This is a genomic window from Pseudomonas sp. CP-1 (assembly GCF_021213715.1).
GTDB lineage: Bacteria > Pseudomonadota > Gammaproteobacteria > Pseudomonadales > Pseudomonadaceae > Pseudomonas > Pseudomonas aeruginosa.
The window spans coordinates 376,097-392,984 of sequence record NZ_JAJQKY010000004.1 but is presented as its reverse complement, the minus strand read 5'-3'; the positions used below and the strand labels follow the sequence as shown (position 1 = coordinate 392,984).

Sequence of the window (16,888 nt, the reverse complement as noted above, 5' to 3'; positions counted from 1 at the left end):
CAAAGCGCTTATCATAGCCGAAGCTGTCAACCCCCTGACAGGCCCTCGATTTTCACGACAAAGCGGATTACCCACATGATCAAGCTGCATACCAACCATGGCGTCATCACCCTGAAGCTCGATGAAGAGAAAGCCCCGGAAACCGCGGCGAACTTCAAGGAGTACGTGAAAAGTGGCCACTACGACAACACCGTCTTCCACCGCGTGATCAACAACTTCATGATCCAGGGCGGCGGTTTCGAGCCGGGCATGAAGCAGAAGCCCACCCGCGCGCCGATCAAGAACGAAGCCAACAACGGCCTGACCAACAAGGTCGGCAGCATCGCCATGGCCCGTACCATGGACCCGCATTCGGCCAGCGCGCAGTTCTTCATCAACGTCGCCGACAACGATTTCCTCAACCACACCGCCCCCACCACCCAGGGCTGGGGCTATGCCGTCTTCGGCGAAGTGGTCGAGGGCATGGACGTGGTCAACAAGATCAAGGGCGTGGCCACCACCATGCGCAGCGGCCACCAGGACGTGCCGGCCGAGGACGTGATCATCGAGAAGGCCGAAATCGTCGAAGAATGAAGCGATGAGCGTCCTGTTCATCTCGGACCTGCATCTCGAAGCGGAACGCCCGGACATCACCCGGGCGTTTCTGTCTTTCCTCGATGAGCGCGCCCGCCGGGCCGAGGCCCTGTACATCCTCGGCGACTTCTTCGAAGCCTGGATCGGCGACGACGGCATGGACGCCTTCCAGCGTTCCATCGCCCAGTCCCTGCGCCAGGTGGCCGACGGCGGTACGCGCATCTACCTGATGCACGGCAATCGCGACTTCCTCATCGGCAAGGCGTTCTGCCGCGAGGCCGGATGCACGCTGCTGCCCGACCCGAGCGTGATCGACCTGTACGGCGAGCCGGTATTGCTGATGCACGGGGACAGCCTGTGCACCCGCGACGAGGCCTACATGCGCCTGCGCCGCTGGCTGCGCAACCCGCTCACGCTCTGGGTACTGCGCCACCTGCCGCTGGCCACCCGGCACAAGCTGGCACGCAAGCTGCGCAAGGAAAGCCGCGCGCAGACCCGCATGAAAGCCGTCGACATCATCGATGTCACACCCGAAGAAGTGCCCCGGGTCATGCGCAGGCATGGCGTGCGTACCCTGATCCACGGCCACACTCATCGGCCGGCCGAACACCCGCTGGACATCGACGGCCAGCCCGCCCGGCGCATCGTGCTCGGCGACTGGGACCGCCAGGGCTGGGCCCTGGAGATCGACGCCAACGGCCATCGCCAGGCGCCCTTCCCGCTCTGACCCACCCCAGGCCCGCCATGCGGGCCTTTCAGAAACATTATGCGATTCGCATTTTTTCCGCCGTCCATCTTGACGTTGCGGGCCACCTTTCAGCAGGATCGCGCTCCCCACCCCGCATCAAGGAATGATCGTGATCATCTCGAAGGGAAACCTGATCAAGTTCGTCGCCGCCCCCCTCGGCGTGCTCGCCCTCGGCTTCGGCCTGTTCAACGGCGTATTCTTCTATAACGAAGCCGGCTTCATGACCCACGTAAGGACCATCTTCGGCGACGAGAAGATCGTCGATGACGTCGGCTACGCGACCAAGTGGTTCGGTCGCGCCACCACCTGGAAGAAGGCCATCAGCGTGCAGTCCGTGCTGGTCATGGACGATAACGACACCAATCCGGACAACGACGGCCTCGGCGCCACCATCGAGGCTTTCCCGATCGTGTTCCTCGGCAACGTCGACGCCAAGGTCGAATCTTCCGCGCGCTTTCGCCTGCCCGGCGGCGAGCCGTTCCTGAAGATGGCCCAGGAATACCGCAACCCGGACAATTTCATCCGCACCGCACTGGTGCCGGCGATCAAGGAAACCCTCCAGGCCACCGCTTCGCTGATGAGTGCCGACGACTACTACGCCGGAGCCCGCAGCGAATTCGCCGCCGAGTTCGAGAACCAGCTCAACGACGGCCTGTACCTGATCAAGCGCAAGGAAGTCCGCGGGCCGCGCGGCGCCATTCCGCACCAGACCGCTATCCTCCAGGCCGGCACCGAGCAGGGAGCGTTCGGCGACAACAACGCCAGCCAGTTCGTCACCGAGAAGGTCACCGATGCCAAGGGCATCCCGGTACGCAAGCAACAGCAGTTCCGCAAGTTCGGCGTCGAGGTGGTAGAAGCGCGGATCACCAACGTCGATCCCAACCCGCAGTACAAGCAGCGCATGGTCAAGGTCCAGCAGGCCCTCGCCGAGCTGGCGGTGGCGCGGCAGAACCGCCTGAAGGAAGAAGAGGAAAAGCTGCTGGTCACCGCCCGCGGCGAGAAGGAAGTCGAGGCCAAGCGCCAGGAAACCCTGCGCGACCAGATCGAACGCACCACCCAGGCGGAAACCGACAAGCAATTGGCGGTGATCAACGCCGAGCGCGAGAAGCAGCGCGCCGAGATCGAGAAGCAGACCGCCGAACTGCTGCGCGACAAGGCCACGGTGACCGCCCAGGCCACCAAGATCACCGCCGACGCCGAGGCTTACGCCCGCGAAGCGGTGATCAAGGCGGACGGCGCGTTGCAGCCGAAGCTCGACGCGCTGATCGCGATCAACAAGGTCTGGGCCGAAGCCGCCGCCCAGGCCCCCGTCCCCAGCGTAATGATGGGCGCCGGCGCCAACGGCGCGGCGAGCCGCCAGGACGAGATCGGCCAGCTGATGGGCGTTCTGGCGACCAAGGCCGCCCGCGACCTGGCTCTCGACCTCAAGGTCAAGGACTGATCCAGGCAGCAAAAAAAAGCGCCCCGCGGGGCGCTTTCTTGTTTCCGGCTCAGGCCACCAGGTCCACCGGGAGGCCGCTGTGGAAGCGGAATTCGTTGTCCGGACTGCTGATCAGCTCGGCCTCCTTGGCCCGCACCACCTCGATCGTCCGCTCCACGTCGGCCTCGTCGCCGTACTGGTAGGCCAGCTTCAGGTAGTCCTGGAAATGCCGCGACTCGGACTTCAGCAAACCGCCGTAGAATTTCGCCAGCTCCGCGTCCAGGTGCGGCACCAGGGCGGCGAAGCGCTCGCAGGAACGCGCCTCGATGAAGGCGCCGACCACCAGCGTATCGGTCAGCCGCTGCGGCTCCTGCTTGCGCACCAGGTCGCGCAGCGCCGAGGCGTAGCGGGAGGCGCTGACATTGACCACCGGGATGCCGCGTTTCTTCAGGATCGCCAGCACCTGCTCGAAGTGGCGCAGCTCCTCGCGCGCCAGGCGGCTCATCTTGTTCACCAGGTCCAGGCGGCCGGAGTACTTGCCGATCAGTTGCATCGCCGTCGCCGCGGCCTTCATCTCGCAGGCCTTGTGGTCCAGCAGCATGACGTCCTGGCGCTCCAGGGCCGCCTCGACCCAGGCGGCGGGAGTGGAACAGGCGAGGAATTGGTCGATCTCGGGCAACATGGCGCAGGTCACTCATTCTGGAAAGGGTCTGCCACGACGCTGGTCGGGGCAGGAAAGGCGGAGCATTATACGGAAGCTGCGGTGGTCGGGCAGGCCGACCCGTTTGATATGCATCAAGAACAGCGGCTGGATTGCGTCTAGAGTTGTTTCAGCGATAACCACAAGCACTCAGGGAGACGATCATGCAAGCCATTCGCAGCATCCTCGTGGTGATTGAACCGGACCAGCTGGAAGGTCTCGCCCTGAAACGGGCACAACTGATCGCCGGCGTGACCCAGTCGCACCTGCACCTGCTGGTCTGCGAGAAGCGCCGCGACCACAGCGCCGCCCTCAATGACCTGGCCCAGGAACTGCGCGAGGAAGGCTACAGCGTCTCGACCAACCAGGCCTGGAAGGACTCCCTGCACCAGACCATCATCGCCGAGCAACAGGCCGAAGGCTGCGGGCTGATCATCAAGCAGCACTTTCCCGACAACCCGCTGAAAAAGGCCATCCTCACCCCGGACGACTGGAAACTGCTGCGCTTCGCGCCCTGTCCGGTACTGATGACCAAGACCGCCCGGCCCTGGACGGGCGGAAAGATCCTCGCCGCGGTCGACGTCGGCAACAACGACGGCGAGCACCGCTCCCTGCACGCCGGGATCATCAGCCATGCCTACGACATCGCCGGCCTGGCCAAGGCCACGCTGCATGTGATCAGCGCCCACCCCTCGCCGATGCTCTCCTCTGCCGACCCGACCTTCCAGCTCAGCGAAACCATCGAGGCCCGCTATCGCGAGGCCTGCCGCACCTTCCAGGCCGAGTACGGTTTCAGCGACGAACAATTGCACATCGAGGAAGGTCCGGCCGACGTGCTGATCCCGCGCACCGCGCAGAAGCTCGACGCGGTGGTCACCGTGATCGGCACCGTGGCGCGCACCGGGTTGTCCGGCGCGCTGATCGGCAATACCGCGGAAGTGGTGCTGGATACCCTGGAAAGCGACGTGCTGGTGTTGAAGCCGGACGACATCATCGCCCACCTGGAGGAGCTGGCCAGCAAGGAGTGACCGCTGGTCGGACGAAAAAGCCGCCCAAGGGCGGCTTTTTCGCTGGAGACACCGCCTATCTGTCGATCGCCTGCAGGAACGAGGGCGCGATGTAGCGCTGGTAATGCGCTTCCGACAGCAGGAAGAATTCCCGGTCGATGGCATCGCGCAGGTCCGGCAGGCTCCAGTCGCGGAATTCCGGCAGCAGTGCCACGCCGTAGGCTTCGATCTGGTTGATCAGCCGGGAACCGCGGGCGATCAACTGGTAGGCCCAGCAATAGGGGGACTGCTCGGGGACGAAACGGATCTGCCGCTGCTCCAGTTGCAGGCGCAGGCGCGCGGCGTCGAAGACTTCCAGCTTGGCGGCCATCACCTGGGCCAGCAACTGCTCAAGGCGACTCCAGACAGCCCGCTTTTCCTCGGCGTCGTAGAGGTTCCAGTTGACCACCTCATGGTGGAAACGCTTGCAGCCACGGCATACCAGGTCGCCGTATACCGTGGAGCAAAGCCCTACGCAGGGGGTTTTGATTCTTTGCGAAGACATGGCCGGGACAACGAAAACAAAGCGGCATCTTAGCCCTTTGTCTAATCAAGTTCACCCTGTGGTTCCTAGGGTTTCCGACTTAACTTTGCGTCGAGTTTCCAGTAATATTGGTCCGCCTTTTTAGGCGCCAATGTCCGTTAGAAGCTGTTTTCAAAGCGTCACGAGCACAGTTTCCGGCAGGTACGCTGGCGACGGCGCCTCCCTCAAGCGTCTCGCCAGCCCCACCCCAGCCCGCCGGCGTAAAACTTTGAAAACAGCTTCTGTCTGGAACCTGCCGATGCCCTCGTAGGTTGGTGGATTACCGTCCACCTGGGCCTGACGAGCGGATCTGCGTCGGTTCCTGGATACGTGTCCCCCGGGACCACTGATGAGGGAAATACTGTGCTTGAAGCCTACCGCAAACACGTAGAAGAGCGTGCCGCCCAGGGTGTCGTGCCCCAACCGCTGAACGCCGAACAGACCGCAGGCCTGGTCGAGCTGCTGAAGAACCCGCCGGCTGGCGAAGAAGAATTCCTCCTTGACCTGATCACCAACCGCGTACCGCCGGGCGTCGACGAAGCCGCCTACGTCAAGGCCGGATTCCTTTCCGCCATCGTCAAGGGCGAAGCCACCTCCCCCCTTATCGACAAGCAACGTGCCGCCGAGCTGCTGGGCACCATGCAGGGCGGCTACAACATCGCCACCCTGGTCGAACTGCTGGACGACGCCGAACTGGCCAACACCGCCGCCGAACAGCTGAAGCACACCCTGCTGATGTTCGACGCCTTCCACGACGTCGCCGAGCGCGCCAAGAAGGGCAATGCCGCGGCCAAGTCCGTGCTGCAATCCTGGGCCGATGGCGAGTGGTTCAAGGCCAAGCCGGAAGTCCCGGAAAAGCTGACGCTCACCGTATTCAAGGTCCCCGGCGAAACCAACACCGACGACCTCTCCCCGGCCCCCGACGCCTGGTCGCGCCCGGACATCCCGCTGCACGCCCTGGCCATGCTGAAGATGGCCCGCGACGGCATCGAGCCGGTCCAGCCGGGTTCGGTCGGTCCGCTGAAGCAGATCGAAGCGGTCAAGGCCAAGGGCTTCCCGGTCGCCTACGTCGGCGACGTGGTCGGCACCGGCTCCTCGCGCAAATCCGCCACCAACTCGGTGCTGTGGTTCTTCGGCGACGACATTCCGTTCGTGCCGAACAAGCGTGCCGGCGGCTTCTGCTTCGGCACCAAGATCGCGCCGATCTTCTACAACACCATGGAAGATGCCGGCGCCCTGCCGATCGAGTTCGACTGCACCAACCTGGCCATGGGCGACGTCATCGACGTATACCCCTATGAAGGCAAGGTCGTTCGCCACGACAGCGGCGAAGTGGTCACCACCTTCGAGCTGAAGACCCCGGTCCTGCTCGACGAAGTCCGCGCCGGCGGCCGTATCCCGCTGATCGTCGGCCGTGGCCTGACCGAGAAGGCCCGCGCCGAGCTGGGCCTGGGCGCCTCCGACCTGTTCCGCAAGCCGGAAGCACCGGCCGATAGCGGCAAGGGCTTCACCCTGGCGCAGAAAATGGTCGGCCGCGCCTGCGGTCTGCCGGAAGGCCAGGGCGTGCGCCCGGGCACCTACTGCGAACCGAAGATGACCACCGTCGGTTCCCAGGACACCACCGGCCCGATGACCCGCGACGAACTGAAGGACCTCGCCTGCCTCGGCTTCTCCGCCGACCTGGTGATGCAGTCCTTCTGCCACACCGCGGCCTATCCGAAGCCGATCGACGTCAAGACCCACCACACCCTGCCCGACTTCATCATGACCCGTGGCGGCGTGTCGCTGCGCCCGGGCGACGGCATCATCCACAGCTGGCTGAACCGCATGCTGCTGCCCGATACCGTTGGTACCGGCGGCGACTCGCACACCCGCTTCCCGATCGGCATCTCGTTCCCGGCCGGCTCCGGCCTGGTGGCCTTCGCCGCCGCCACCGGCGTGATGCCGCTGGACATGCCGGAGTCGGTGCTGGTGCGCTTCAAGGGCAAGCTGCAACCGGGCATCACCCTGCGTGACCTGGTCCATGCGATCCCTTACTACGCGATCCAGCAGGGCCTGCTGACCGTCGAGAAGAAAGGCAAGAAGAACATCTTCTCCGGCCGCATCCTCGAGATCGAAGGCCTCAACGACCTGACCGTGGAACAGGCCTTCGAGCTGTCCGACGCCTCGGCCGAGCGTTCCGCCGCCGGCTGCACCATCAAGCTGCCGGAACAGGCGATCGCCGAGTACCTGAAGTCCAACATCACCCTGCTGCGCTGGATGATCGGCGAAGGCTACGGCGACCCGCGCACCCTGGAGCGTCGCGCCCAGGCGATGGAAGCCTGGCTGGCCAAGCCGGAGCTGCTGGAAGCCGACAAGGACGCCGAGTACGCCGCGGTGATCGAGATCGACCTGGCCGACGTCAAGGAGCCGGTGCTCTGCGCGCCGAACGATCCGGACGACGCGCGCCTGCTGTCGAGCGTACAGGGCCGCAAGATCGATGAAGTGTTCATCGGCTCCTGCATGACCAACATCGGTCACTTCCGCGCCGCCGGCAAGCTGCTGGACAAGGTCAAGGGCGGTATCCCGACCCGTCTGTGGCTGGCTCCGCCGACCAAGATGGACGCCCACCAGCTGACCGAGGAAGGCTACTACGGCATCTACGGCAAGGCTGGCGCGCGCATGGAAATGCCGGGCTGCTCGCTGTGCATGGGCAACCAGGCTCGCGTCCAGACCGGTTCCACCGTGGTCTCCACTTCGACCCGTAACTTCCCGAACCGTCTGGGCGATGCCACCGATGTGTTCCTGGCATCGGCCGAGCTGGCGGCGGTCTCCTCGATCCTCGGCAAACTGCCGACCGTGGAGGAGTACATGGCCTACGCAAAGGACATCGACAGCATGGCTGCCGACGTCTACCGCTACCTCAGCTTCGACCAGATCGCCGAGTTCCGCGAAGCGGCTGCGAACGCCAAGATCCCGGTCGTCCAGGCCTGATCCAGCGACGCGTCGAACAAGCCCCGCCCCGTGCGGGGCTTTTTCTTGCCCGGCGAAAACCCCCGCGCCGCCTGGCATAGCGCTTGCTGTGGCAGCTATGGAAAAGCGCGCCGACGACGGCGACGGCGCACTGGAAAACGGGACGGCCCGCGCCGCCCTCCCGCACTCGAGGTGGTGATGACAGACAGAGCGATACGCAGCCAGGCCTGGGCCGGCGGTTCCGACGCACCGGAAAAGAGCGCCCTGGACATCGGTTTCATGGCGCTGACCGATTCGGCCTCGCTGATCGTGGCCGCCACCCAGGGCTTCGCCCAGCCCTACGGCCTCACGCTCAATCTCAGGCGCCAACCGTCCTGGGCCGCCTTGCGCGACAAGCTGCTCAGCGGCGAGCTGGATGCCGCGCAGTGCCTGTACGGGCTGGTCTACGGCGTCCAGCTCGGCCTCGGCGGCAGCGCGGCAAGCGAGATGGCGGTGCTCATGGGACTGTGCCAGAACGGCCAGGCGATCAATCTTTCCGAACCGCTGAAGCAGGCTGGCGTGACCAGTGCGGAGGCACTGCTCCGGCATCGGCGCCAGAATGGTGCACGCCTGACCCTGGCGCAGACCTTTCCCACCGGTACCCACGCGCTCTGGCTGAACTACTGGCTGGCGAGCATCGGTCTGCATCCGCTGCACGACGTGCACAGCGTGGTGGTTCCACCGGCGCAGATGGTCGGCCATCTGCAGGCCGGGCGCATCGACGGGTTCTGCGCCGGCGGCCCCTGGGGCGCCCTGGCCGTGGACCAGGGCCAGGGCTTCACCATCGCCACCAGCCAGGCGATCTGGCCGGACCACCCGGAAAAGGTCCTCGGCACTACCCGCGCCTTCGTCGACGCCTACCCGAACACCGCCCGCGCGCTGGTCATGGCGGTCCTCGACGCCAGCCGCTTCATCGAACAGAACGCCGAGAACCGCCTGGGCACCGCGCAACTGATCAGCGGCCGCGACTATGTCGACGCTCCGCTCGGCGCGATCCAGCCGCGCTTCTTCGGCCGCTACCAGGACGGCCTCGGCAACGCCTGGCAGGACCCGCATCCGCTGCGTTTCTACGCCGACGGCGAAGTCAACCGGCCCTGGCTCTCGGATGGCATGTGGTTCATGACCCAGTTCCGCCGCTGGGGCCTGCTGCGCGAAGACCCGGACTACCTGGGCATCGCCCGCAGGGTCCAGCAGACCGCGCTGTACCGCGATGCCGCGACGGCCCTTGGCCTGTGCCTGGACGGCGCCGACATGCGCCGCTCGACACTGATCGACGGGCGCACCTGGGACGGCAGCGACCCCGCCGGCTACGCCCGCAGCTTCCCGATCCACGCCCTGGCCGAAACCGGCCAGGGCATCGACCTCTGACCCTGGTGCGCCCGCCATGCTGCGTATCCTGCTGATCGACGACACGCCGAAGAAAGTCGGACGCCTCAGGGCCGCCCTGCTCGAGAGCGGTTTCGAAGTGGTGGACGAGTCGGGGCTGACCATCGACCTGCCGGCGCGCGTCGAAGCGCTGCGTCCCGACGTGATCCTGATCGACACGGAGTCTCCCGGCCGCGACGTGATGGAGCAGGTCTGCCTGGTCAGCCGCGACCAGCCGCGCCCGATCGTGATGTTCACCGACGAGCACGATCCGGGAGTGATGCGCCGCGCCATCCAGTCCGGGGTCAGCGCCTACATCGTCGAAGGCATCCAGGCCAGCCGCCTGCAACCGATCCTCGACGTGGCCATGGCGCGCTTCGAGAGCGACCAGGCGCTGCGCGCTCAACTGCAGGCGCGCGAGGCGCAGCTGGCCGAGCGCAAGCGCATCGAGCTGGCCAAGGGCCTGCTGATGAAGATGAAGCATTGCGGCGAGGAGGAGGCCTACACGCTGATGCGACGCCAGGCCATGAGCCGCCAGCAGAAGCTGATCCAGGTCGCCGAGCAGATCATCGCCATGCACGACATGCTCGGCGGCTGAATCCGGCTGGGCAGCTGGCGATCATATCGCCAGCCACCCTGCTGGCCCCCGGCGCAGAGCGGCGCGGCTATGCTCGTGCGCCCGGAACGGCCCTATCCGTTCTGGGAGCTACCCTCTCGCCACCCTCGACTAGCATGACCAGGGAGGCCCGCAGTGGACGCCCAGGGCTAGGAGCCGCAGGCGTCCGCCCGAACCGCACCGCCGACTCAGCGGTCAGGAGATGCTCAGCATGATCGATCTCAGCACCTGGAACCTTACCATTCCCACCGAACCCACCCCGCAGGTGATCACCACCCAGCAACTCAACAACGGCTACCAGAGCCAGTACTTCCAGCAAGGCAACGATGGCGGCCTGGTCTTCTGGGTGCCCATCGACGGCTCGCACACCGAGGACAGCACCTATCCTCGCACCGAACTGCGCGAAACCCAGGCCGACGGCAGCCTCGACAACTGGTACTACTGGCAGGCCGACAACGAATTGCGGGTGACCATGAGCGTCGAGAAGGTCCCCTCGAAGAACAAGGTGATCATCGGCCAGATCCACAGCAAGTCGCCACAGACCGACGACGGCGAACCTCTGGTGAAGCTGCAGTACTACTACAAGCCCGAGGAAGGCCTCGGCCGGGTCGAGGCGCTGGTACGCAACCACCCGGACGATTCCTATAGCCGCAACGTGTCGATCCTCGAGCAGGTACGCCTGGGCGAGCGTTTCAACTACAGCCTGCGCGTCACCTCCAGCGGCGAGTTGGCGGTGCGCGCACGCAGCCAGGACGGCGAAGAGGACGCTTACTACCAGACCCTCGGCAGCGCCTGGAACGACCAGTTGCTCTATTTCAAGGCCGGCGCCTACGTGAACGACAACGCCGGCGACAGCGGCGAAGGCAGCCGCGTGACCATCTACCACCTGAACACCGCCCATCGCTGAACCGCCGACGGCGCACGGACGCGCCGCCCCAGCCCTGTGCAAGCCCCCGACGCCTGCCACCGCGGCGTGCACGCCGACGCCATGGTTGTCCCTGCAACCGCTCTACGCCGCGCTTTCGACAACTTGGCAAAGAGCTTGCTACGTCCTGCCTGACGGTAGCCAACGGCGGTTACCCATCCCCGACAAAGACGTCGCGCGGCCTCTCCTTCCCGGCAGAGGCCCGTGGCGTCTTCGTCGTTTCGCCCCAGCGTCGGGGCGGGTGGGTGGTCCGCTGTCGGACGCTCACCTTGTAGCGATGCAACTTCCGCCGGGCGGCCGTTCCGCCCCGATTCCGCTGGATACGAGGTGTTCGATGAACAACAGCTTCTGGAAGGCCGGCCATGCGCCGACCCTGTTCGCGGCGTTTCTCTATTTCGACCTGAGCTTCATGGTCTGGTACGTGCTCGGCCCGCTGGGGGTGCAGATTGCCGGCGACCTGCAACTGAGCACCCAACAGCGCGCGATGATGGTCGCCACGCCGATCCTCGCCGGCGCCGTACTGCGCTTCCTGCTCGGCCTGCTGGCCGATCGCTGGTCGCCGAAGAGCGCCGGCATCCTCGCCCAGGTCATCGTCATCGCCGCCCTGGCGGCCGCCTGGCTGCTGGGCGTGAACAGCTATGCGCAGGCACTGCTGCTGGGGTTGTTCCTCGGCTTCGCCGGGGCATCCTTCGCCGTGGCCCTGCCGCTCGCATCGCAATGGTACCCGCCGCAACACCAGGGCAAGGCCATGGGCATCGCCGGCGCGGGCAACTCCGGCACCGTGCTCGCCGCCCTCTTCGCCCCCGGCCTGGCCGCCGCGTTCGGCTGGAACAACGTGTTCGGCTTCGCCCTGCTGCCGCTCGTCCTGACCCTCCTGGTGTTCGCCATGGTCGCGCGCAACGCCCCGCAGCGGCCGGCGCCCAAGGCCATGGGCGATTACCTGAAAGCCCTCGGCGACCGCGACAGCTGGTGGTTCATGTTCTTCTACAGCGTCACCTTCGGCGGCTTCCTCGGCCTGGCCAGCACCCTGCCCGGCTATTTCCACGACCAGTACGGCCTGAACCCAGTGACCGCCGGCTACTACACCGCCGCCTGCGTCTTCGCCGGCAGCCTGATGCGCCCGCTCGGTGGCGCCCTCGCCGATCGCATCGGCGGCATCCGCAGCCTGCTGATGGTGTACACCCTGGCCGCCATCTGCATCGCCGCGGTCGGTTTCCACTTGCCCAGCGCGATGGCCGCCCTCGGCCTGTTCGTGGTCGCCATGCTCAGTCTCGGTGCCGGCAATGGCGCGGTGTTCCAGTTGGTACCGCAGCGCTTCCACAAGGAAATCGGCGTGATGACCGGGCTGATCGGCATGGCCGGCGGCATCGGCGGCTTCTGCCTGACTGCCGGCCTCGGCGCGATCAAGCAAAGCACCGGCGACTACCAGCTCGGCCTGTGGCTGTTCGCCAGTCTCGGCGTGCTGGCCTGGTTCGGCCTCCACGGGGTGAAGCGGCGCTGGCGCACCACCTGGGGCTCGGCCGCGGTTACCGCCGCGCGGGTCTGAGCGTGGGGCTGCGACTGAGCATCGGCGAGGCCAGCGCCTGCGGGCCTCGCACGGAAAACCAGGACGCGCTGCGGGTGGTCACCCCGGCGCCGGCCCTGGCCGCCAGCAAGGGACACCTGCTGGCCATCGCCGACGGTGTCAGCCAGTGCGCCGATGGCGGCCTGGCGGCGCGCAGCAGCCTGCAAGCGCTGGCCCTGGATTACTATGCGACTCCGGAAACCTGGGCCATCGTGCAGTCCCTGGACCGCCTGCTGCTGGCGCAGAACCGCTGGCTACAGGCCAACGGCGGCGGCCAGCCGCTGCTCACCACCCTCACCGCCCTGGTGCTGCGCGGCACCCGCTACACCCTGGCCCACGTCGGCGATTGCCGGGCCTACCTGTGGCGCGACGGCGAGTTGCTCCGGCAGACCAGCGACCACGTCTGGGAACAGCCGCACATGCAACACGTGCTGACCCGCGCCCTGGGACTGGACCAGCATCTGGTGGTCGACTATCTGGAAGGCGATCTGGAGCCCGGCAGCCAGTGGCTACTGGTCAGCGACGGCGTCTGGGCGACGCTGGGCGACAGCGGCATCCGCAGCATCCTGCGCAACGCCGAAGAGCCGCAGCGCAGCGCCGAGGCTCTGGTTCGCGCCGCCCACCTGGCAGGCAGCCAGGACAACGCCAGCGCCCTGCTGGTGCGCGTGGAAGCCGTGCCCGCAGGCAGCCTCGGCGACGCCCTCGCGCAACTGGGCCACTGGCCACTGCCGCCACCGCTGAAGCCCGACCAGCTCTTCGAAGGCTGGCGGGTCCGGCAGTTGCTCGGCGAATCCCGCCAGTCCCTGCTCTACCGGGTCGAGGATGGCCAGGGCCAACCCTGGCTGCTGAAGACCCTTCCCGCCGCACGTGCCGACGATCCGCTGGCAACCCAGGCCCTGCTGCTCGAGGAATGGTTCCTGCGCCGCGTCCAGGGCCGGCATTTCCCCGAGCTGCACGGATTGGCGCAACGCCAGCATCTGTATTACCTGATGCGCGAGCACCCCGGAGAGACTCTCGCCGAGCGCTTGCGCAACCATGGCCCGCTGTCGCTGCCGGAGTGGCTGGGGCTGGCCAACCAGCTGCTGCGCGGGCTTGGCCAGTTGCATCGACGCAACCTGCTGCACCGCGACCTCAAGCCGGAAAATCTCCACCTCGGCCGCGACGGCGAGCTGCGCCTGCTGGATTTCGGCCTGGCCTGGTGTCCGGGATTGTCGCGCGAAGACCCCCATCTGCTACCGGGTACGCCCAGCTACCTGGCGCCGGAGTGCTTCTCCGGCACCTCGCCCTCGGTGCGCCAGGATCTCTACGCCACCGGCGTCTGCCTCTACCAGGCGCTGACCGGGCGCTATCCCTATGGCGAGATCGAAGCCTTCCAGCACCCGCGCTTCGGTCGCCCCGTCCCGCCCAGCCGCTATCGCCCCGACCTGCCGGCCTGGATCGACGACCTGCTGCTGCGCGCCGTCGCCTGCGACCCCGCACAGCGCTTCGAGACCGCCGAGGAATGGCTGCTCTCGCTGCAACAGGGAGAAGCGTTGCCGGCCGCGGCACCCCGCCCATTGCTGGAGCGCGAACCGCTGCAGACCTGGCGCGCCATCGCCCTGCTGTCCCTGGCCGCCAACCTGGCGCTACTCCTGGTCTGGCTGAAGGGCTGAGTGGCACCAGCCCGGTGCGATACGCCCCGGCACGGAGCAGAAAGACCGCGGTGAGGCCCCGCGTTATCCCTGCAAGGCCATGGAGATAGGCAATAGCGCAAGTTGGCACGGCGCCTGCTTGGGTTCTCCCGACAATCGACAACAAAGCGCCTGCCTCAACGACGAGGCGGCGTTTCCCGACCGAACGGGACCTGGACAAAGGCGTCCTGCTGGCAACAGCGGGACGCCTTTTTTGTTTGCGCCAACCTTATGCAGGAGCTACTCCGCATGAAGAAGATCAAGCTGGTGATGGTCGGCAACGGCATGGCCGGGGTCCGTACCCTGGAAGAACTGCTCAAGCTCAACTCGGACTTCTACGACATCACGGTGTTCGGCGCCGAGCCCCATCCCAACTACAACCGCATCCTGCTGTCCCCGGTACTGGCCGGCGAGCAGACCTTCGAGGAAATCGTCCTCAACGACCTCAACTGGTATGCGGAAAACGGCATCAAGCTCCTCCTCGACCGCAAGGTGGTGCAGATCGACCGGGTCCGCCGCAGGGTGGTCGCCGCGGACGGCAGCGAGGCCGAGTACGACCGCCTGCTGCTGGCCACCGGCTCGGTCCCCTTTATCCTGCCGATACCCGGCAATCGGCTGCAGGGCGTGATCGGCTACCGCGACATCGCCGACACCCAGGCCATGATCGACTGCGCCCGGACCCACAGCCACGCGGTGGTGATCGGCGGCGGCCTGCTCGGCCTGGAGGCGGCCAACGGCCTCAAGCAACGCGGCATGGACGTGACCGTCGTGCACCTCTCCGACTGGCTGCTGGAACGCCAACTGGACCGCACCGCCGGCAAACTCCTGCAAGGCGCGCTGGAAGCCCGCGGCATCCGCTTCCGCCTGAACACCCAGACCCAGGAACTGATGGACAACGGCAGCGGCCGGGTCTGTGCCGTGCAGTTCAACGACGGCGACGTGATTCCCGCCGACCTGGTGGTAATGGCCGCCGGCATCCGCCCCAATACCGAGCTGGCCGAAAGCGCGGGCATCCCCTGCAACCGCGGCATCCTGGTCAATGACACCCTGCAGACCTACGACCCACGCATCTATGCGGTCGGCGAATGCGCCAACCACCGTGGCATCGCCTACGGCCTGGTTGCGCCGCTGTTCGAGCAGGCCAAGGTCTGCGCCAACCACCTGGCTCATCTCGGTTACGCCCGCTACCAGGGCTCGGTGACCTCGACCAAGCTCAAGGTGACCGGTATCGACCTGTTCTCCGCCGGCGACTTCATCGGCGGCGAAGGCAGCGAGACCATCACCCTTTCCGACCCCATCGGCGGCGTCTACAAGAAGCTGGTGATCAAGGACGATGTACTGGTCGGCGCCTGTCTCTACGGCGACACCGCCGACGGCGGCTGGTACTTCCGGCAGATCCGCGAGAACCACAACGTCGCGCAGATCCGCGACCACCTGATGTTCGGCGAGAACGCCCTCGGCGATGTCGGCCACCAGGGCCAGAACAGCGCCGCGAGCATGCCCGACACGGCCGAAGTATGCGGCTGCAACGGCGTCTGCAAGGGCACCATCGTCAAGGCCATACAAGAACACGGCCTGTTCAGCGTCGACGAAGTCAAGAAACACACCAAGGCCGCCAGCTCCTGTGGCTCCTGCGCGGGATTGGTGGAACAGATCCTGATCAGCACCGTCGGCGGCGCCGCCGACGTCAAGCCGAAGAGCGAGAAGGCCATCTGCGGCTGCAGCGACCTCAACCACGGGCAGATCCGCAAGGCCATTCGCGAACACCGGCTGACCAGTCTCGACGCCGCCATGCGCTTCATGGACTGGAAGACCCCGAACGGCTGTGCCACCTGCCGCCCGGCCCTGAACTACTACCTGATCTCAACCTGGCCGGGAGAAGCCAAGGACGATCCGCAGTCGCGCCTGATCAACGAACGCGCCCACGCCAACATCCAGAAGGACGGCACCTACTCGGTGGTACCGCGGATGTGGGGCGGCGTGACCAACGCCGCCGAGTTGCGGCGCATCGCCGACGTCGCCGACAAGTACCAGGTGCCGATGGTCAAGGTCACCGGCGGCCAGCGCATCGACCTACTGGGGGTGAAGAAGGACGACCTGCCGGCCATCTGGAAAGACCTCGACATGCCCTCCGGACATGCCTACGGCAAATCCATCCGCACCGTGAAGACCTGCGTCGGCAGCGAGTTCTGCCGCTTCGGCACGCAAAACTCGACGCAGCTGGGCATCGATCTGGAACACGACCTGTTCAACATGTGGTCGCCGCACAAGGTCAAGCTGGCGGTCTCCGGCTGCCCGCGCAATTGCGCCGAGGCCGGGATCAAGGACGTCGGCATCATCGGCGTGGACTCCGGTTGGGAGATGTACATCGGCGGCAACGGCGGGATCAAGACCGAGGTCGCGGAGTTCTTCGTCAAGCTCAAGACCGCCGAAGAAGTGCGCGAATACAACGGCGCCTTCCTCCAGCTCTACCGCGAGGAAGCCTTCTACCTGGAGCGCACGGTGCATTACCTGCAGCGGGTCGGCATGGAGCACATCCGCAAGGCGGTGGTCGAGGACGCGGAAAACCGCAAGGCGCTCAACGACCGCCTGCAATTCGCCCTCTCCTTCGAGCAGGACCCATGGAAGCAGCGCATCGAACAGCCGCAATTGAAGAAGGAGTTCGAACGGATTCCGCTCAAGCAACTGGAAAACGTCTGAATCCCTTGTCCGGGCCGTCCCACGGCGGCCCTCCCCCTACCGGAGTG

General features: G+C 66.0%; 13 protein-coding genes. 11 read left to right on the top strand and 2 right to left on the bottom strand.

The genetic code is table 11. The features are described from left to right. Positions 1-75: 75 nt before the first annotated feature. From LT948_RS11275 to LT948_RS11265, 3 genes are all read left to right on the top strand, one after another. On the top strand, positions 76-573 hold the full coding sequence (locus LT948_RS11275; protein ID WP_003087890.1) for a peptidylprolyl isomerase: 498 nt from the start codon (positions 76-78) through the stop codon (positions 571-573). 4 nt (positions 574-577) lie between these two features. Next, positions 578-1,300: a UDP-2,3-diacylglucosamine diphosphatase gene (gene lpxH, locus LT948_RS11270; protein WP_003087888.1), complete on the top strand. Its 723-nt coding sequence runs from the start codon at positions 578-580 to the stop codon at positions 1,298-1,300. A 130-nt stretch (positions 1,301-1,430) separates the two neighbouring features. Beyond that, a complete protein-coding gene (locus tag LT948_RS11265; RefSeq protein WP_003087885.1) occupies positions 1,431-2,762 on the top strand; it encodes an SPFH domain-containing protein in 1,332 nt (443 codons plus the stop codon). 49 nt (positions 2,763-2,811) lie between these two features. On the opposite strand, the gene LT948_RS11260 is transcribed toward LT948_RS11265, so the two are convergent. Beyond that, positions 2,812-3,435 (bottom strand): tRNA isopentenyl-2-thiomethyl-A-37 hydroxylase MiaE, encoded by a 624-nt coding sequence (locus tag LT948_RS11260; protein ID WP_073657176.1) that lies wholly within the window; start codon positions 3,433-3,435, stop codon positions 2,812-2,814. A 170-nt stretch (positions 3,436-3,605) separates the two neighbouring features. Here LT948_RS11260 and LT948_RS11255 point away from each other — a divergent pair, with 170 nt between their 5' ends. Further along, positions 3,606-4,469, top strand: a complete 864-nt coding sequence (locus tag LT948_RS11255) for a universal stress protein (protein ID WP_003087881.1) — start codon at positions 3,606-3,608, stop codon at positions 4,467-4,469. A gap of 55 nt (positions 4,470-4,524) precedes the next feature. Here the strand turns inward: LT948_RS11255 and LT948_RS11250 are convergent, their stop codons facing one another. Beyond that, a complete protein-coding gene (locus LT948_RS11250) occupies positions 4,525-4,992 on the bottom strand; it encodes a DUF1289 domain-containing protein (RefSeq protein WP_003098041.1) in 468 nt (155 codons plus the stop codon). A 381-nt stretch (positions 4,993-5,373) separates the two neighbouring features. On the opposite strand from LT948_RS11250, the gene acnB reads away from it, so the two are divergent. The 7 genes from acnB to nirB all read left to right on the top strand — a co-directional run bounded on the left by acnB (position 5,374) and on the right by nirB (position 16,841). Then, on the top strand, positions 5,374-7,983 hold the full coding sequence (gene acnB / locus LT948_RS11245) for a bifunctional aconitate hydratase 2/2-methylisocitrate dehydratase (protein ID WP_003087875.1): 2,610 nt from the start codon (positions 5,374-5,376) through the stop codon (positions 7,981-7,983). 177 nt (positions 7,984-8,160) lie between these two features. Further along, positions 8,161-9,369, top strand: a complete 1,209-nt coding sequence (locus LT948_RS11240) for a CmpA/NrtA family ABC transporter substrate-binding protein (RefSeq protein ID WP_015503106.1) — start codon at positions 8,161-8,163, stop codon at positions 9,367-9,369. Positions 9,370-9,385: 16 nt separating this feature from the next. Next, a complete protein-coding gene (locus LT948_RS11235; protein ID WP_003087868.1) occupies positions 9,386-9,964 on the top strand; it encodes an ANTAR domain-containing response regulator in 579 nt (192 codons plus the stop codon). A 229-nt stretch (positions 9,965-10,193) separates the two neighbouring features. Further along, positions 10,194-10,889, top strand: a complete 696-nt coding sequence (locus LT948_RS11230) for a polysaccharide lyase family 7 protein (RefSeq protein ID WP_003098044.1) — start codon at positions 10,194-10,196, stop codon at positions 10,887-10,889. A gap of 352 nt (positions 10,890-11,241) precedes the next feature. After that, a complete protein-coding gene (locus tag LT948_RS11225; RefSeq protein WP_003087861.1) occupies positions 11,242-12,453 on the top strand; it encodes an MFS transporter in 1,212 nt (403 codons plus the stop codon). Between the two features lie 74 nt (positions 12,454-12,527). Further along, positions 12,528-14,123: a bifunctional protein-serine/threonine kinase/phosphatase gene (locus LT948_RS11220; protein WP_096082785.1), complete on the top strand. Its 1,596-nt coding sequence runs from the start codon at positions 12,528-12,530 to the stop codon at positions 14,121-14,123. Between the two features lie 267 nt (positions 14,124-14,390). Next, on the top strand, positions 14,391-16,841 hold the full coding sequence (gene nirB / locus LT948_RS11215; protein ID WP_003098052.1) for a nitrite reductase large subunit NirB: 2,451 nt from the start codon (positions 14,391-14,393) through the stop codon (positions 16,839-16,841). Positions 16,842-16,888: the final 47 nt, after the last annotated feature.